This window comes from Bartonella heixiaziensis, from assembly GCF_046245125.2.
Classification (GTDB): Bacteria; Pseudomonadota; Alphaproteobacteria; order Rhizobiales; family Rhizobiaceae; genus Bartonella; species Bartonella heixiaziensis.
The window spans coordinates 458,642-476,057 of record NZ_CP176404.1; the positions used below are offsets into that span (position 1 = coordinate 458,642).

Below are 17,416 nucleotides of genomic sequence, written 5' to 3' on the forward strand. Positions count from 1 at the left end.
GACTTAAAATGAGTGTACACAAAACCATAAAGCGTGTGACTGCTTCTGAAATAAGGTCGAGAAAAGGACAAGAACCAATTGTGTCTTTAACGGCTTACCAAGCTTATAGTGCGCGAATTGCTGATCCATATTGTGATTTGCTTTTGGTTGGTGATAGCGTTGGTATGGTTGTGCATGGGTTTGATACAACGCTTCCTGTGAGTGTGGACATGATGATTTTGCATGGACAGGCAGTGATGCGTGGCTCTAAGAAGGCATTAGTGGTTGTTGATATGCCCTTTGGTTCTTATGAAGAAAGTCCAGAACAAGCTTTTTCCAATGCGTCACGTATTCTTGCGGAGACAGGATGTGGTGCAATTAAGCTTGAAGGTGGTGTTTATATAGCGGAAACGATTGATTTTTTGTGTAAACGCGGGATTCCCGTTATGGGTCATATTGGCCTTACACCCCAAGCAGTAAATCGTTTTGGTGGCTTTAAGACACAAGGACGCGATGAAAGTAATTGGCGACAGATTGAAGCGGATGCAGCAGCGATTGAAGAAGCTGGTGCCTTTGCTGTTGTTGTAGAAGGGGTTGTTGAACCTCTAGCGGTGAAGCTTACAGAAACTCTTTCTCTTCCTACTATTGGCATTGGAGCATCGAGTCAATGTGATGGGCAAATATTGGTAATGGAAGATATGTTAGGTTATGGCACGTGGGTTCCTAAATTTGTACGCCGTTACGGTATCCTTGAACAGGAAATGGAGACGGCGATCAAAAACTATGCAAATGATGTTAAATCACGTACTTTTCCCTCTGAGGCAGAAACTTATAAGCTTAAACAAAAATTAGATTAAGATAAAAAGCTCTATGGAAAAGAGTATTTTTTACAGAAGGTTAAGATAAGCGGATTTTTTGTACACATTTTGCTCATGCCCAATTTGATTTATTATTTTTTTATATGATCCATAGAATGGTCAATGAAATCAGAGTGTTTTGTGGTATTGTTGATGGCATATTGTAGAAAGTGTTTGCACTTAGTGATGTTTTCTTTTGAAGGATTTATAGAAGAGATCCTGAAAGGATAGAATTCTTCTCATAGTCTGTTTTTAAAGAGTTCTGTGAGAAGAGTAATGCTCTAATATACTCAATGTTTTTTGAGTATTATTGCCTATAAGGGTGAGGCGATAATCCACTAAAGACATAAATAATGAGATGATATATTTTTATTTTCATCAAAGGATTGCGATCTTAAGGGAAAGATACTTGTGTGATTTTTATCAGCGATAATTAAAGGATAAATGACAAAAAGAATTGCTAAGAGATTCTCTGAACATCGATCTCCTTAAAACGTATTAAAAAGGCCTTTTCAATTTGTTGTGTGGAGCATGGCTTCAAATGAAGTCCATCTGGTAAGATATCACTTGGATGACCAAAATAGCGAAGGGCTTCTTCTGTACTAAAACCAGCAAGAGTGATTGCTTCATAGAAAGCGGCAATACGGTCAGCTTGTTTGATTTTTTTTAAAAGCTTTTGATTTGGGTTAATGGGAAGAGAAAAACGCATGTGAATAACATCTTGTATACGTTTTTCAATGGATTCATATTGTTTTCCTATGACGGCTTTAAAGGGTGAAATCATGTCGCCGATGACATATTCTGGTGCATCATGAAGAAGAGCACACAGACATTCATTACTCCGTGATTGCGGAAAAAGCTTGTGAAATATTTGTTCTACTAAAAGTGAATGTTGTGCGACAGAATAGGCATGTTCTCCTCGTGTTTGACCGTTCCAACGTGCAACGCGAGCAAGACCATGTGCAATATCTTCGATTTCAACATCAAAAGGAGAAGGATTTAGCAAATCAAGCCGCCGACCAGAAAGCATTCTTTGCCAAGCACGAGCTTCTCCATTTTGTGATAATTCAGCTTTGGCCATTAGTTAGTCTCTACAGTACTTTCAGGAAAGGTAAAGTTCATATTTTCAGCAATATTTATTGTTACAGGAACATTTTCTATCGTCAATGGAATCCCTTTGTCCATAGCATCTTTGACGTGGTCGATACGCAATAAAGCTAAGCCTTCATTTGCGACACATGTTGCTAATTGTCCAAGTATTTTTGTTTGCGCTTTAATCGTGGATGCTGATGTTAAAGGGTGTTGGCTTTTGACTACCAAAACGCGGCGACGTGCTGCTCCCCGATGATGCATTCGTGAAACAACCTCTTGTCCGATATAACAACCTTTATTGAATACTAATCCACCAATTTGATCGTAATTAATATCATGGGGAAAGACTTTACCTATTTCATAATCTTGACCGCTTTCTGCGATTGCATAACGAATACGCATTCGATCCCAGTTATCATTACATTCTGAGATAGTAAATGGTATTTTTCCATAAGTTCGTATGATTTTTTCTTTTTGTGGAAATCGTTTATCCATAAAACTTGAATCACAGTTTGAGATATCCATCCCATTGTTCCAAAAAACCGTAACAACTTCTTGTAATGGTTGTGTAATTTCTACTTTTTTATGTAACTTATAAAGGAGAAGACGTTTTTGAAACATATCGGCTAAGGATTCAGCAATATCAAAAATATAGCCTTGATTTATTTTGGCGATTAGAAAATCAGCGATAACTTTTCCTTGTGGGGATAAAAGAGCACCAGGAAAAATCTCTTGTGCGCTCATTTTTTCCACATCTGTAGTAATAAGAACCTGTAGGAAATGTGTTGCTTCTTCACCCATAACTTTAATAATTTTTCGCTTTTTAAGACAAATAGCGTTTTGTTTTTCGATCATGGTTCTTGCCTTTCTGCTCAGAGTTACATAATCGGTAAAGAGATAACAAGTAAGGAGTACGGTTATGTCTAAAACATTTGATACAATTTTTAAAGGTGCAACAGTTGTAAATCATGATGGTAGTAGTAAGCGTGATGTTGGTGTCACAAATGGCCGTATTGCTGAAATTGGTGATCTTACACGTGCATCTGCTGGTGAAGTGATTGACTGTACAGGGCTTCATATTTTGCCTGGTGTCATCGATAGTCAAGTCCATTTTCGTGAACCAGGAAATGAATATAAAGAGGATTTGGAAAGTGGGTCTCGTTCTGCGGTTTTGGGGGGAGTTACAGCAGTGTTTGAAATGCCTAATACCAATCCATTAACCATATCGGAAGAAGCGTTGAACGATAAAGTGAGACGCGGATTTCATCGGATGCATTGCGATTTTGCGTTTTGGGTTGGAGGAACACGTGAAAATGTAGATGAATTGGCTGAGTTAGAAAAACTTCCTGGAGCTGCCGGAATTAAAGTCTTTATGGGGTCTTCTACTGGCGATCTTCTGGTTGATGATGATGAGAGTGTGCGCCTTATTTTAAAAAACACACGCCGTCGTGCAGCTTTTCATTCTGAAGATGAGATACGGCTCAATGAGCGTAAAATATTGCGTATTGAGGGAGATGCATCATCACATCCGATTTGGCGTGATGAAATTGCTGCATTGAAATGTACACAACGTTTAGTGAAAATTGCACATGAGATGAGGGCACGCATTCATGTTTTACATCTTTCTACAGCGGAAGAAATTGATTTTCTGAAAAATCATAAGGATGTCGCGACGATTGAAGTTACTCAGCATCATTTAACTTTGACGGCTGATGATTATCAACGACTTGGTACATTGATCCAGATGAATCCACCGATCCGTGAAAATCGCCACCGTGAAGTCCTTTGGTATGGTTTGCAGCAAGGCATTATTGATATTTTGGGTTCTGATCATGCTCCTCATACGCTTGAAGAAAAGTATAAAACTTATCCCTCTTCGCCTTCCGGAATGACAGGTGTACAGACGACTGTTGCAATTATGCTAACGCATGTAAATGCGGGGAAGATGTCTCTTGAACGTTTTGTTGATCTCACTTCGCATGGTCCTAGTCGCATTTTTGGCATAAGCTGTAAGGGGCGTATTGCTGTTGGGTATGATGCTGATTTGACTATTGTTGATCTTAAGCGAGAAGAAACTTTTACGAATGCATTGATTGGTTCGCGGGCGGGATGGACACCTTATGACGGTAAGAAGGTTAAAGGTTGGCCCGTTGGAACCATTGTTCGTGGTATACGGGTGATGTGGGAAGGGGAAATTGTTACACCTTCGCAGGGTGAGCCTATTAAATTTATAGAAACTTTGGTATGATTAGATTAAAATTTATGAGTCTTTGGAATGATTTTGTGAGTATAAAAAGCACTCATAATGCTTTTATCAGAGCATCTTGAGGTTTTGTTTTTAGCAATTGAAGCGATCATATTGAGTGAGATTTAGCTGATCAGGTTATTTTTGATGGGGTATTGCCATTCCGTCTCGCAAAAATAATGGTGTGATAGTTTTGTATAGTTCAATTATTATAATTCATAATAAGGTTTTCGGATAAGGCTCTACCTTCCTTAATATATCTCTGGTTTGCTTCGATTGCTGATTGTGTACAGTGATGATAATTTTCTGAAAAAGCACGATAAGCTTCATTAAACGCTTCGTAAAAATAAGCACGTCTTTGTGGGGATGGGTTTTCTGCTTCGATCAGTGTAGCCATGTGATTATACCATTGGTTTGTAGGGGTATTACAAAGATTTTGCAGAGAGTGTAGAGACCCTAAAATTTCTGCCAGCCGTAGCAACTTTGTATCATATGGTGGAGATTGTTGCGCAAAAGTTGATATTGAAGTGAAAAAAAATGCTAAAGCCATGATTTTTATCAATGTATTACGCATTATTTTTATTGCTCCTTTTTAATAAATTTCTATACGAATACAATAACAGATAAAATGGCTTTGTCCTTAATCACTATATGTTGAAGGACATGACGAAAATCTCTTTGCATCATTATAGACAGCAGATATGTTATGAAATTTAGGGCATAAGAAACAGTAAGGAAAGTATCATGGGAATATTAAAAACTTTGATTAAGTTTTGTCCGGTTAAAAATTTTAGATTTTCTGCATGCAATCTGTTTTTCACGAAAATTCGCGTTGTATTTATACGATGAAAGATTTTTTCCTCTGGTAGTTTTGTTATCAAGAAGAGGAGTAGCCAATTTTTGTCGATAAATGCTCTGGCCCCATAAAATAAAAAGAGGATTGTTTTTGTGACGGATGATGGATACAGCATAGATAAAATGGGGTGGTTCTGAGAATTCTACATAAAGTATATGAAAGTTTTCATTTAATCCCGCATAATTCGATGATCTTGGGTAAGGTTCACTTAGAAGAGCGACGAGTAATATCGCTAACGGAGTATAATTCATGAAAGAGTTGCGATTTTATAATACGCTTACACGCAAAAAAGAAAATTTTACACCGATAGATGCGACTAAGGTGCGTCTTTATGTTTGTGGTCCGACGGTATACGATTATGCTCATATCGGTAATGCACGTCCTGTGATTGTTTTTGATGTCTTATTTCGCTTATTGCGTCATGTCTATGGCAAGGACCATGTTATATATGCGCGTAATATTACAGATGTGGATGATAAAATTAATGCACGAGCAGCTTGCGAATATCCAGAGCTAGCACTTAATGATGCTATTCGCCAATTGACTGAACATACTTATTTTCAATTTCAACAAGATACAATGGCGCTTGGTTGTTTATTGCCAACCAGTCAACCCCGCGCAACCGATCATTTAGAAGAGATGCGTTCTTTAATTGAAAGGTTGCTTGAAAAGGGGCACGCTTATAAAGCAGAAAATCATATATTGTTTTCCGTTAGTAGCATGGGAGATCATCCCCGTTATGGGTCATTTGCAAAACGTTCCTTGGATGAAATGAGAGCGGGGGCACGTGTTGATGTTGCTGCTTATAAAAGGGATGAGATGGATTTTGTTTTATGGAAACCTTCTGCGGAAGGGGAACCAGGTTGGAAATCACCGGCAGGAATTTCTGTTTTAGGTCGCCCAGGTTGGCATATTGAATGTTCGGCAATGTCAATGGCAAAGTTATTAGCGCCTTATGGTGGTGGTTTAACCTGTGATGATCCAACTGCGAATGTTTTTGATATTCATGGTGGCGGTATTGATTTAGTTTTTCCTCATCATGAAAATGAAATTGCACAAAGTTGTTCAGCTTTTGGGATTGAGAGAATGGCGAATCTTTGGATGCATAACGGTTTTTTGCAGGTTGAAGGCAAAAAGATGTCTAAAAGCTTTGGCAATTTCATTACTATTCGTTCACTCTTAGAGAGTAATTTTTTTGAATTCAATAATGCTTTAACAGATGAAATAAAACAGAAGTGGGCTGGTTTGTCTGCGCGTTTTTCGATGTTACAAACGCATTATCGTGAACCGCTAAATTGGACGTTTCAGCGTCTAACACAATCTAGTAGTGAATTATATAGGTGGTATGAATTGCTTCATTGTGAAAGGGAATGTTTGGAGAAAAATGAAGTTCTTGATAATTCTTTGGTAGACACATTAAGTGATGATCTTAACACTCCGAGTGCACTTGCTCTTATGCGAAAGTTTTATAAAGCAGGAAATGTTGTGGCTCTCGCAAATGGAATGAATTTATTAGGATTATTGCGGCAAGAGTGGATTAGAGAGAGGGAATGTCCATTGTTCATGAGAAAAACTTCCCTTGATTCAAAATTTATTGATCAGTGTATTGCCGAAAGGCTACGACTTATCCATAATAAAGAGTGGGCAGCTGCGGATACAATTCGTAATGAGCTTGCAGCAGAGGGGGTCTCACTAAAAGATACAAAGGATCCACAGACTGGCGAGCGTATAACCATATGGGAAATAAAACGGTTTTAATTCCCATATTCTAGCAGCTTTCATAACAAGGGAGAAAGTTGATGGAATTTTTATATTATTATGGTTATATCGCACTTAAACTGATTGTAGGACTTATCGCTTTCCTCTTTATTTTAAGAACTACCGGTCGCGGTAGTCTTAGTCAAATGACACCGGTTGATTTGGTGAGCAATTTTGTGATGGGGAGTATCATTGGAGGCGTTATTTATAGTCCAAATGTTAGCAGCATTCAATTGTTGCTTATCTTATTCATTTGGCAAACCGTAGTCGCATCTCTTAATTTTTTTGCACGCTACTCAGTTTTTTTTCGTCGTCTTCTTGCAGGACGAGATATCACGCTCGTTTTAGATGGCGTATTTCAAATGGATGAAATTAAGAATTTGGGTATCAGCGTGGATGACCTAATTACAATGTTGCGGATTAAAGGTTGTAGTTTACACGAAGCCGCTTTTGTTCGTTTGGAAACCAATGGCGATTGTTCCGTTATTAAAAAGGAAGAACAGAAGAAGTCTGTCATTTTAGTACAAAATGGCGAAATTTTTGATAACGGTCTTAAAGAGATTGGTAAATCAAAAAAATGGCTTCGAGAAGAATTGAAAAAAAAGCGTGTCAAGGTTGAGAATTTATTTGCGGCAGAATGGTATGAGAATATAGACCAAAATAATAAATCTTATGGCGGATTATTTCTTGTCCCTTTCTCAAAAACAGTCTAACCTGAAACATTGATGCGTGTAATTTACTGAAAGTTTGTAGAAAAAATAATAGGGCCTGTAAATGGCGATAGGGGAATTGTTGTCGTGCTTGTTGAGTGGATGGTAGAGAAGTAAGGGCTTGATGAAACAGAATGAAATGATAAAAACTGTGTCGTCAGATACAGGACAAACTCTCCGCACACTTTATAACTTATGGCCTTATATGTGGCCGGCAGATCGACGCGATCTGAAAATACGTGTACTATGGGCGATATTTTATCTTGTTTTAGCTAAGCTAGTTCTCATATCTGTACCATATTTTTTTAAATATGCTACAAATGCACTTGATATGAGCTTTCAACTTCCGGTATGGTTTCCATCTAGTTGGCTCGTTCCCATTATGCTCGTTTTTGCATACAATGTTGCACGTATTATCCAAGCTGGATTAAACCAGTTGCGTGATTCCCTTTTTGCAACAGTTGGTCAGCACGCTATTCGTCAATTAGCTTATAAAACCTTTGTGCATATTCATGGATTATCTTTGCGATTTCATTTGGAAAGGCGAACAGGTGGGCTTTCTCGTGTGATTGAACGTGGTACGAAAGGGATTGAAGCGATCGTTAGGTTTTCAATTCTTAATACAGTACCAACAGTTTTGGAATTTGTTCTGACGGCATTTGTCTTTTATATAAGTTATGGGTGGCGTTATTTTTTCATAGTTGTGTCAACAGTTGGTTTGTATACTTGGTTCACAATCAAGGCGAGTGATTGGCGCATTCGTATTCGGCAACAAATGAATACGGCAGATACTGAGGCCAATACGCGTGCTGTTGATTCCCTTTTGAATTTTGAAACGGTCAAATACTTTGGCAATGAAACTCTGGAAGCACACCGGTTTGATTCTTCTATGGCAGGTTATGAAAAAGCAGCGACAAAAATTTGGACATCGTTAAGCTGGCTTAACTTTGGTCAGTCCCTTATTTTTGGTATTGGAATGACTATTCTGATGTTGATGTCAGCTCACGAAGTATTTCATAATACGCAAACTTTAGGGGATTTTGTTTTTATTAATGCGCTTTTAATGCAGCTTTCCATTCCATTGAATTTTATTGGTTCAATTTACCGTGAAGTTCGACAAGGCTTAACTGATATTGAAGCTATGTTTGATCTTTTAGATGTGCCACAGGAAATCATTGATAAACCAGATGCCAAACCTTTAGTGATAAGCGGTGGTACCATTCGATTTAATCAGGTCAAATTTTCCTATGATCCGACTCGCCAGATTCTCAAAGATATTGATTTTGAGGTTCCTGGAGGCAAAACAATTGCGATTGTTGGTCCATCGGGTGCTGGTAAATCAACTATTTCTCGATTGCTTTTTCGATTTTACGATGTTGATGCAGGATCTATCACAATTGACGGGCAAGATATCCGTAATGTAACGCAAAAAAGTTTGCGTGAAGCTATTGGCATGGTGCCGCAGGATACAGTGTTATTTAATGATACGATAGCATATAATATTTGCTATGGACGTCCAAGTGCCACTGATGAAGAGGTGCACAAAGCTGCTGAAATGGCACAGATATCGAAATTTATTGAGATGCTTCCGAAAGGTTTTCAGTCTATGGTAGGTGAGCGTGGACTTAAGTTATCAGGTGGTGAAAAACAGCGTGTGGCTATTGCACGGACACTTTTAAAAGCTCCACCACTTCTTATTCTGGATGAAGCAACTGCGGCTCTTGATACGGCTACCGAACAAGAAATTCAACAAGCATTGGATATTGTAAGCCGTGGGCGTACAACATTGATAATTGCTCACCGTCTTTCTACTGTTATCAATGCTGATGAAATTTTGGTCCTCAAAAATGGACGTATTATTGAAAATGGGACACATGCAGAGCTTTTGCGTAAAAAAGGTCTCTATGCTTCAATGTGGAATAAGCAGCTTGAAGCATCGCAAGCAGAAGAAAAATTACGTAAAATGCGTGAAGAAGATGAGTTGGGCGTTGTTAATCGTAAGAAATAAACTGCGTAAAATGAACTTTGAACTTTATAGAGAGTGATTGATTAAGTATACGCAAGGGTGAGGAGGAACAAAAAGATTCATTACGTATTTAGATTATATCTATGAATAGGAAATTATATGAGTATTCTACAATCTATCCATAATAGCTTTGCGCCAATTCATAAAGAGGGTTATCCTTTTATTCTAGCATTTTTTGTTATTTCGCTCATTCTTGGTTGGATATGGAGTCCGTTGTTTTGGTGTGGTCTTGTTTTGACGGTTTGGTGTATATATTTTTTCCGTGATCCAGATCGTGTAATCCCTTTGAATTCAAATTTGGTTGTATCTCCTGCCGATGGGTGTATTTCATTTGTTGGGCCGTGCGTTCCGCCCGAAGAATTAGGATTAGGGAATGAAGAAATGATCCGTATTTCTGTGTTTATGGATATTTTTTCATGCCATATCAACCGTATTCCCATAAGTGGTACAGTAGAGTCTATTGTTTATCGCCCAGGTCGGTTTGTAAATGCTGAGCTTGATAAAGCTAGTCAGTTTAATGAGCGTAATGGGCTTGTGATTGATAGTAAACACGGTAAAATTGCTATGGTACAGATAGCAGGAATGATTGCTCGTCGGATTGTTTGTTGGTCAAAAGAAAATGATTCCGTTATTACGGGGCAACGCTTCGGGATGATTCGTTTTGGTTCTCGCCTTGATATTTATATGCCGACCGAAATCAAATTGCGTGTTGGGATTAGGCAAACAGTAATCGCTGGAGAAACTGTTTTAGGCTCTTTTAATGATACGAGTGTCACAACTGATTTCAGATTTGATTAGGACAGGAAATGAAATTTTTTTCGTTATTTTCTTCATTTAATCCTGAAGGACAGCATGATGAAGCCGGAAATTGGTGGCGTTCACCCACACCTATGCGATATGTCATCCCCAATATTATCACGATTTTGGCAATTTGCGCAGGAATGAGTAGTATTCGTTTGGCTTTTGAGCATCGCTATGAGGCTGCTATTTTAATGGTACTTTTGGCAGCAGTCTTAGATGGGGCTGATGGTCGCATTGCTCGTTTGATGGATGGGAGTTCATCTTTTGGAGCGCAGATGGATTCTCTTGCTGATGTTATTAATTTCGGTGTGGCGCCTGCACTTATTGTTTATTCTTTTATTTTGAATCAAGCACACCAGGTCGGTTGGATCGCAGCTCTTGTCTATTGTGTTGCTTGTTGTTTGCGATTAGCGCGTTTTAATGTGATGTTGGATAACATAGATATACCAAAATGGCAGGGAGATTATTTTATTGGTGTTCCTGCACCAGCAGGGGCATTGTTGCTTTTATTACCTATGTATTTAGGTGCTCTTGGTTTGATGCCAAGTTGGAGTTGGGCATTGTTTTTTAGCCTTTATACTGTCATTATTGCTTTTCTTTTAGTCAGTCGTTTACCGGTATGGAATGCAAAAACAATTGATCAAAATTTGAGGCGTGATATCGTTGTGCCATGTATGCTTGGCATTGTTATTTATGTAGGTTTTCTTGCTACTTATACATGGCACACTTTATTGATCACAGCTGTTGGTTATATGATTTTTCTTCCTTGTAGTTTTATGGCTTATAATAAACGGGCTGATTTGGAAGAAAAAGGGACCAGTGTTAAAATTATCTCAAAATCATAGAGCTTGATATTTTGGGAGTGGGGGGAGCAGAGTAGAAGTAGAGAGAAACTTAATTCAGATTGATCATTTCTATGTCACTGATCAATCAGGGACATGATAATTCATAAACCGATTTTTACGAACATTAAAAAGTTTTCCTGTTTCCTTTAAATCAGGTGATGATAAATGTACTATCTTTGCTGCAACCTCTTGTGGTGAAGGGAGAGTTTGAGAATCCTCACCAGGTATAGCTTGCGCGCGCATGGCAGTACGTGTGGCACCAGGATCAACACAATTAATCTTGATAGGGGTTTGTTTTAGTTCTTCAGCCCAACAGCGAGCGATAATTTCTAAAGCAGCTTTAGAAGCTGCATAAGGTCCCCAGAAAGCGCGCGCAACATGCGCAACGCTTGAGGATAGCAGAATCGCTCGTCCAGCATCAGATTTACGCAATAAGGGTTCAATGGCTTTTATTAAGCGCCATTGGCTAATGAGATTTATTTGAAAAACATCTTCAAATACTGTATTTTCGATATGCGCTATTGGAGAGAGCGTTCCAAGGATTCCTGCATTTGCGACCATAATATCGAGTTTTTTCGAGCGCTTAGCAATTGAAACACTAAGAGCATCAATATTTTCCATATGATGTAAGTCGAGTGGAATGAGTGTTGCAGAGGCACCTTTTTCTTGGATTTTTTTTTCAAGTTCAATGAGTCCACTCATTGTTCGTGCAAGGGCGATAATATGAGCGCCGCGCGCTGCAAGTTCTAATGCTAAATGATAGCCAATTCCTCTTGAAGCACCTGTAACAAGTGCAACACGACCAAAGAGATTAAAATCAAACTTTGTCATCATTAGTTGCTTGTTTTTAGAACAGATGATTGATGAATTTTGGGAATACTTTCTTGATCAACCAGATGTGTAGGATAATGTCCGGTAAAATAATGATCAGTAAATTGTGGATCAGCATTGTTTCGTTTTTCTCCTGCCACAGCAAGGTATAGACCATCCGTTGAAAGAAACTCTAATGAGTCAGCTCCCACAAAATTGCACATCGACTTTAAGTCTGGATATTGATTAGCCAAAAGACTTTCAACTTCAGGAGTATCAATACCATAGAAGTCAGGATAGAAAATCATAGGGCTAGAAATGCGCATATGAACTTCTTTTGCACCTGCATCTCGAAGCATTCGTACGATTTTGACGGATGTGGTTCCCCGTACTATGGAGTCATCAACTAGAATCACGCGTTTTCCCTCAATAACAGGACGGTTTGCAGAATGCTTTAATTTTACCCCAAAAGCACGAATTTGTTGTGTTGGCTCGATAAAAGTGCGTCCAACATAATGATTACGAATAATGCCAAGTTCAAAGGGGATTCCAATTTCTTGTGCGTAGCCAATTGCGGCAGGTGTTCCACCATCAGGAACGGGGACGACAACATCTCCCTCACAGGGCGCTTCTTGCGCTAAATGGATACCCATATTTTTACGTGTCATATAAACATTCCGTCCTCCAACAATTGAATCAGGACGAGCAAAATAGACATATTCAAAAAGGCACAGTTTTTCAGGTTTTTCACTTTCAGGTTTTATAATTTTTTTAGTGATTTTCCCATCTTCTTGTATTTCGCATATGATGATTTCCCCATTTTTGACATCGCGGACATATTTTGCTCCAATGATATCAAGAGCACAGGTTTCAGAACAAAAAATTGGTTTACCATCAAGTTCGCCCATCACGAGTGGTCGAATACCTGTTGGATCACGTGCAGCGATGAGCTTAGTGCGTGTAAGCGCTAGCATGGCATAACCACCTTCTACTTGCCGAATAGCATCAACAAAACGATCAGATGACGATTCATAACGGGAGCGAGCGATAAGGTGGAGAAAAACTTCTGAATCTGATGTTGATTGGCAGATAGCGCCAGAAGCAATGAGCTCTCGACGTAATGTAAGACCGTTGGTGAGATTGCCATTATGAGCAATAGCAATTCCTCCAGCTTTTAATTCAGCAAAAAGAGGTTGTACATTGCGTAATGCTATTTCTCCAGTTGTTGAATAACGGGTGTGGCCGATAGCACGATTTCCCGGTAAACGCGCAAGTGTTGCTGGGTTTGTATAGTGATCACCAACAAGTCCTAGATGCTTTTCTTGATGAAACATTTTGTTATGATAGGATACAATCCCAGCTGCTTCTTGTCCACGATGCTGAAGTGCATGGAGGCCCAGAGCTGTCAATGTTGCTGCATCTTCATGTCCAAGAATACCAAAAACTCCACATTCTTCATGAAGGGTATCGTCATCCAGTGAAAACTCCTCAAAGGGAACGTCGATTTTTGTCATCGTATTCTCTCGATCATGATGTGAGAAATAGTTAATATCATATGTTGCATATTATCTGGATCTTTTCTCCAATAACAAACTATTTTCCATTTTGTTGAGACATATTTGCATGCGGTTTTTTTTCATTCGTATTTGCATCATCTCTTTTAAAAAGTTTTTCTGACTTTTCGAGAACAGAGTCGAGATCTTTTGGTAATAAATCTCCAATTTTTTGCCCCAGTGAATCGAGCATAGGTTTTGTTTTTGCATTTTTCAACCAGTCAGATTGTTGTTCAGGTTTGATAAGCGAATTAACGAGTAACATTCCAATGACCATGATTAACAAGCCACGCAGCGCTCCAAAGATAAAACCGATAGTACGGTCAAGTATACCAATGCGACTATCAATAATAAAATCAGATATTTTCATTGTAATGATAGAAGTAATAATCAGAACAATAATAAAAATCGTAACTAATGCGGTAATCAATGCAACCGTTTTGTTAGAGATATATTGCTCAAAGAAGGGCAATATAGGTTTGAATAAAAACAGTGTAGCAACAGCTGCAATTGCCCAAGACATCAACGACAATACTTCACGCGAAAAGCCTCGGAGCATGGCGAGAAAGGCAGAAAACAGGATGATTGCTACGACAATTCCATCAAGAACTGTTATGCTCATTTGTTTATTCCTTATGCATAAAATTGCGTTCTGTTTAAACAGCATACAAGTACTTTTCTAGTTATGCCATTTTTTATTCTTATAGCAAGGATCTTTTGTATTTTATATATTTTTTTCTTTATTATCATGCATGTGGGGCAGTTCGTTTTTTACCTGCGGCAATGACAGCGACTAATTCAGGAAGGTCGGAGAATGTTTTTTGTTGAAAGGTTAGGGACTTTATCATTTCCGTTGTTGCGGTGGGTTGAACAGAGCCTTGAAATCCAAGTTTTTTGGCTTCATTGATGCGCTGTCCTGAATGTGCTACCGCGCGGATAGCCCCTGAAAGGCTTATTTCACCAAAATAGACATAATCAGTTGGGAGAGGAATATTTGAGAGAGAGGATACCAAAGCTGCTGCAACAGCTAAATCAGCTGCTGGTTCTGATATGCGATATCCGCCTGCAACATTAAGATAGACATCATGTTGTCCAAAGCGGACGCCGCAATGGGCTTCTAAAACAGCAAGAATCATGGAGAGGCGATTTCCATCCCATCCAACGACGGCACGTCGTGGTGTTCCAAGTGAAGAGGGAGCAACAAGCGCTTGAATTTCTACTAATATTGGGCGCGTTCCTTCCATTCCTGCAAAAACAGCAGCGCCCGGTGCTTTTTCATTCCTTTCACCCAAAAAAAGTTCAGATGGATTAATCACCTCCCGTAATCCTTTATCAGACATTTCGAAGACGCCAATTTCATCAGTTGGTCCGAAACGATTTTTTACAGTTCTAAGAATTCGATAATGATGGGCACCTTCACCCTCAAAATAGAGAACACCATCAACCATATGTTCGACAACCCGAGGACCAGCAATTTGCCCATCTTTTGTAACATGGCCGACAAGAACAACAGCCGCTCCTGTTTTTTTAGCAAAGCGGATCATTGCTTGAGCGCTGATACGCACTTGTGTGACGGTTCCTGGTGCTGAATCCGCTGCATCTGACCATAGAGTCTGAATGGAATCGATAATAACCATATCAAGGTTTTTATGTTCGCTTAAGGTTGCAAGAATATCTTCAACATTGGTTTCAGCGGCGAGCTTAACTTTTGTATTTTCAGCACCAAGCCTTTGTGCACGAAGGCAGATTTGTGCAATGGCTTCTTCACCTGAAACATAGATGACGTGATGTCCTTTTTGTGATAAGGCTGCTGCCGTTTGTGTTAGCAATGTTGACTTTCCAATACCCGGATCGCCACCAACAAGTAAGACTGATCCACGGACAAACCCACCTCCAGTAACACGATCGAGTTCCGCAATGCCAGAATGGATGCGTGGAGCATCTTCGATATTTCCAGAAAGAGATGTAAGTGCAACGACACGCCCCTTACGAATATTTTGCACAGGGCCAGTGCCGATTCCGCCATTCACATTTTCTTCGATAAGGGAATTCCATTCTCCACAGGAACTACATTTTCCAGCCCAGCGTGAATGGACAGTACCACAATTTTGGCAGATAAATTGAACACGAATGCGTGCCATGATGATTTAACCAATTTGTTCTGGAAGATACTTACTATCTGCCAGATCGCTAAAGCGTGTGAAATCAGACTGAAAGGCGAGATGAATAGTTCCTGTTGGTCCGTGGCGTTGTTTTGCGACAATAACGTCAGCTTTCCCAAAAGCGTTGTCCATTGCGTCTTGCCATTTCACATATTCAGGGCTACCTATCTTAGGTTCTTCATTTTTGAGATAATATTCTTCGCGATAGACAAAAAGCACGATGTCAGCATCTTGTTCAATCGAACCAGATTCTCGCAAATCTGAGAGTTGTGGGCGTTTATCTGTTCGATTTTCAACTTGGCGTGAAAGTTGTGAAAGAGCAATAATAGGAACATTCAATTCTTTAGCTAATGCTTTGAGACCTGTAGTAATTTCTGTAATTTCTTGAACACGATTTTCTGAGGAACGCCTTGAATTGCTCGTCATTAACTGGATGTAGTCAATAATTAAAACATCCAAACCATGTTGCCGTTTGAGACGCCGTGCGCGTGCCGCTAATTGCGTGATTGATATTCCACCTGTTTGGTCGATATAAAGTGGCGCTTTTTGTAGACGATTCATTGCACGTATGATTTTTGCAAACTGCTCTTCTGAAATATTCCCACGTCTGATATCAGAGGAAGAGACTTCTGTTTGTTCGGAAATAATACGCGTTGCAAGTTGTTCTGATGACATTTCAAGCGAGAAAAATCCAACAATGCCTCCTTCATTTTCTTGTGTTGAGGCATCACGATTGCAAGCATTGGCAATATTGAAGGCAATATTGGTTGCAAGTGCGGTTTTCCCCATACCGGGGCGTCCAGCGAGGATAATTAAGTCAGACTTTTGTAATCCTCCCATTTTTTCATCAAGTGTTTTAATATGGGTCGCTATCCCTGATAACTGTGAGGAACGCTTTTTGGCAGCACTTGCCATATCAAGTGCTTTTTTGACAGCCTCGTCAAAATTTTCAAACCCACCGCCATATTTCCCTTTTTCTGCCAGTTCAAACAACCGATGTTCAACAGTTTCAATTTGTTCGGCCGGTGTAAGATTTACAGGAGCATCAAAGGCTGTATTGACGACTTCGTTTCCAAGATTAATCAAAGAGCGTCGGATAAAGAGATCATAGATGACGCGTCCATAATCTTCAGCATTAATAATTGTCACCGCTTCTTTAGCTAAACGAACAACGTAATTGTATACGGTGATATCGCCAATTTTTTCATCAGCTGGAATAAAGGACTTGATGGTAACTGGATTTGCAAGTTTGCCTTTTTGGATAATTTGAAACAAAACGTCATAGATTTTTTGATGCAAAGGTTCAAAAAAATGGCTTGGTTTAAGAAAATCTGAAACGCGATCAAGCGCATCGTTGTTAATGAGGATTGCTCCAAGCAACGCTTGCTCAGCTTCAATATTGTGCGGGAGTTGTCGAAAAGAAGCGGAATCTTCTTTCTGCGAAGAGCTAAAGTTGATAACGCTTGTTTCTTCCATAACAATTTTTTCCACTAAAATTTGCGTTTGATGCCTTTTAAGCAATATATCGAGTGTTCTACATAAAAGGGGTGGATGATGAATTTTTGTTTAAATTAAAGTCACAGTTTAAGTTTTTAAAGATTCTCATTCTCCAATCGCTTAACTTATAATATCTGTACCACTTATATGTAATATATTCCTTTATATTTTATTTTTATAATTTAAAGTTTTGGCAAGAATATCGGATAAATTTTCGAAGTTATG

Annotated in this window: 15 protein-coding genes; 7 read left to right on the plus strand and 8 right to left on the minus strand. The window is 39.1% G+C overall.

The genetic code is table 11. The annotated features are described in order from the left end of the window. Positions 1 to 8 precede the first annotated feature (8 nt). Positions 9 to 836: a 3-methyl-2-oxobutanoate hydroxymethyltransferase gene (gene panB / locus ACKC4Y_RS01990; protein WP_409361739.1), complete on the plus strand. Its 828-nt coding sequence runs from the start codon at positions 9 to 11 to the stop codon at positions 834 to 836. Positions 837 to 1,296: 460 nt separating this feature from the next. Here the strand turns inward: panB and ACKC4Y_RS01995 are convergent, their stop codons facing one another. Together ACKC4Y_RS01995 and ygfZ are read right to left on the minus strand one after the other, a co-directional pair. After that, the gene (locus ACKC4Y_RS01995) at positions 1,297 to 1,917 is read right to left on the minus strand and encodes a YfbR-like 5'-deoxynucleotidase (RefSeq protein WP_409361740.1); all 621 of its coding nucleotides are present in this window, start codon (positions 1,915 to 1,917) and stop codon (positions 1,297 to 1,299) included. Next, positions 1,917 to 2,783, minus strand: coding sequence for a CAF17-like 4Fe-4S cluster assembly/insertion protein YgfZ (gene ygfZ / locus ACKC4Y_RS02000; protein WP_409361741.1), 867 nt, complete (start codon positions 2,781 to 2,783; stop codon positions 1,917 to 1,919). Before ygfZ ends, ACKC4Y_RS01995 begins: the two co-directional genes overlap by 1 nt. A 64-nt stretch (positions 2,784 to 2,847) precedes the next feature. On the opposite strand from ygfZ, the gene ACKC4Y_RS02005 reads away from it, so the two are divergent. After that, positions 2,848 to 4,176, plus strand: coding sequence for a dihydroorotase (locus tag ACKC4Y_RS02005; protein WP_409361742.1), 1,329 nt, complete (start codon positions 2,848 to 2,850; stop codon positions 4,174 to 4,176). Between the two features lie 199 nt (positions 4,177 to 4,375). Here the strand turns inward: ACKC4Y_RS02005 and ACKC4Y_RS02010 are convergent, their stop codons facing one another. Then, complete coding sequence (locus tag ACKC4Y_RS02010; RefSeq protein WP_409361743.1) at positions 4,376 to 4,747, minus strand: TIGR02301 family protein; 372 nt, start codon at positions 4,745 to 4,747, stop codon at positions 4,376 to 4,378. Positions 4,748 to 5,278: 531 nt separating this feature from the next. Between ACKC4Y_RS02010 and cysS the strand changes: the two genes are divergently transcribed. From cysS to pssA, 5 genes are all read left to right on the plus strand, one after another. Continuing rightward, positions 5,279 to 6,787 (plus strand): cysteine--tRNA ligase, encoded by a 1,509-nt coding sequence (gene cysS, locus ACKC4Y_RS02015; protein WP_409361744.1) that lies wholly within the window; start codon positions 5,279 to 5,281, stop codon positions 6,785 to 6,787. Positions 6,788 to 6,828: 41 nt separating this feature from the next. Continuing rightward, positions 6,829 to 7,500: a DUF421 domain-containing protein gene (locus ACKC4Y_RS02020; protein ID WP_409361745.1), complete on the plus strand. Its 672-nt coding sequence runs from the start codon at positions 6,829 to 6,831 to the stop codon at positions 7,498 to 7,500. Between the two features lie 121 nt (positions 7,501 to 7,621). Beyond that, positions 7,622 to 9,505 carry an ABCB family ABC transporter ATP-binding protein/permease gene (locus ACKC4Y_RS02025; RefSeq protein ID WP_409361746.1) on the plus strand — a complete coding sequence of 628 codons (1,884 nt, stop codon included), beginning with the start codon at positions 7,622 to 7,624 and terminating at the stop codon, positions 9,503 to 9,505. Positions 9,506 to 9,622: 117 nt separating this feature from the next. Beyond that, positions 9,623 to 10,321 (plus strand): phosphatidylserine decarboxylase, encoded by a 699-nt coding sequence (locus tag ACKC4Y_RS02030; protein ID WP_409361747.1) that lies wholly within the window; start codon positions 9,623 to 9,625, stop codon positions 10,319 to 10,321. Between the two features lie 8 nt (positions 10,322 to 10,329). After that, the gene (gene pssA / locus ACKC4Y_RS02035; RefSeq protein WP_409361748.1) at positions 10,330 to 11,169 is read left to right on the plus strand and encodes a CDP-diacylglycerol--serine O-phosphatidyltransferase; all 840 of its coding nucleotides are present in this window, start codon (positions 10,330 to 10,332) and stop codon (positions 11,167 to 11,169) included. Positions 11,170 to 11,250: 81 nt separating this feature from the next. Here the strand turns inward: pssA and ACKC4Y_RS02040 are convergent, their stop codons facing one another. From ACKC4Y_RS02040 to ACKC4Y_RS02060, 5 genes are all read right to left on the minus strand, one after another. After that, complete coding sequence (locus tag ACKC4Y_RS02040; RefSeq protein WP_409361749.1) at positions 11,251 to 12,000, minus strand: SDR family NAD(P)-dependent oxidoreductase; 750 nt, start codon at positions 11,998 to 12,000, stop codon at positions 11,251 to 11,253. 2 nt (positions 12,001 to 12,002) lie between these two features. Continuing rightward, positions 12,003 to 13,493, minus strand: coding sequence for an amidophosphoribosyltransferase (gene purF, locus ACKC4Y_RS02045; RefSeq protein ID WP_409361750.1), 1,491 nt, complete (start codon positions 13,491 to 13,493; stop codon positions 12,003 to 12,005). Positions 13,494 to 13,572: 79 nt separating this feature from the next. Further along, positions 13,573 to 14,154, minus strand: a complete 582-nt coding sequence (locus tag ACKC4Y_RS02050; protein WP_409361751.1) for a CvpA family protein — start codon at positions 14,152 to 14,154, stop codon at positions 13,573 to 13,575. Positions 14,155 to 14,278: 124 nt separating this feature from the next. After that, positions 14,279 to 15,673: a DNA repair protein RadA gene (gene radA / locus ACKC4Y_RS02055; protein WP_409361752.1), complete on the minus strand. Its 1,395-nt coding sequence runs from the start codon at positions 15,671 to 15,673 to the stop codon at positions 14,279 to 14,281. A 6-nt stretch (positions 15,674 to 15,679) separates the two neighbouring features. Next, positions 15,680 to 17,170 carry a replicative DNA helicase gene (locus ACKC4Y_RS02060; protein WP_409361753.1) on the minus strand — a complete coding sequence of 497 codons (1,491 nt, stop codon included), beginning with the start codon at positions 17,168 to 17,170 and terminating at the stop codon, positions 15,680 to 15,682. Positions 17,171 to 17,416 lie beyond the last annotated feature (246 nt).

Coding starts and splice junctions, on each gene's coding strand:
- ACKC4Y_RS02040 (WP_409361749.1), bottom strand. CDS start 12,000: ATGACAAAGTTTGATTTTAATCTCTTTGGTCGTGTTGCACTTGTTACA.
- pssA (WP_409361748.1), top strand. CDS start 10,330: ATGAAATTTTTTTCGTTATTTTCTTCATTTAATCCTGAAGGACAGCAT.
- ACKC4Y_RS02025 (WP_409361746.1), top strand. CDS start 7,622: ATGAAACAGAATGAAATGATAAAAACTGTGTCGTCAGATACAGGACAA.
- purF (WP_409361750.1), bottom strand. CDS start 13,493: ATGACAAAAATCGACGTTCCCTTTGAGGAGTTTTCACTGGATGACGAT.
- ACKC4Y_RS02005 (WP_409361742.1), top strand. CDS start 2,848: ATGTCTAAAACATTTGATACAATTTTTAAAGGTGCAACAGTTGTAAAT.
- panB (WP_409361739.1), top strand. CDS start 9: ATGAGTGTACACAAAACCATAAAGCGTGTGACTGCTTCTGAAATAAGG.
- ygfZ (WP_409361741.1), bottom strand. CDS start 2,783: ATGATCGAAAAACAAAACGCTATTTGTCTTAAAAAGCGAAAAATTATT.
- ACKC4Y_RS01995 (WP_409361740.1), bottom strand. CDS start 1,917: ATGGCCAAAGCTGAATTATCACAAAATGGAGAAGCTCGTGCTTGGCAA.
- cysS (WP_409361744.1), top strand. CDS start 5,279: ATGAAAGAGTTGCGATTTTATAATACGCTTACACGCAAAAAAGAAAAT.
- radA (WP_409361752.1), bottom strand. CDS start 15,673: ATGGCACGCATTCGTGTTCAATTTATCTGCCAAAATTGTGGTACTGTC.
- ACKC4Y_RS02010 (WP_409361743.1), bottom strand. CDS start 4,747: ATGCGTAATACATTGATAAAAATCATGGCTTTAGCATTTTTTTTCACT.
- ACKC4Y_RS02050 (WP_409361751.1), bottom strand. CDS start 14,154: ATGAGCATAACAGTTCTTGATGGAATTGTCGTAGCAATCATCCTGTTT.
- ACKC4Y_RS02020 (WP_409361745.1), top strand. CDS start 6,829: ATGGAATTTTTATATTATTATGGTTATATCGCACTTAAACTGATTGTA.
- ACKC4Y_RS02060 (WP_409361753.1), bottom strand. CDS start 17,170: ATGGAAGAAACAAGCGTTATCAACTTTAGCTCTTCGCAGAAAGAAGAT.
- ACKC4Y_RS02030 (WP_409361747.1), top strand. CDS start 9,623: ATGAGTATTCTACAATCTATCCATAATAGCTTTGCGCCAATTCATAAA.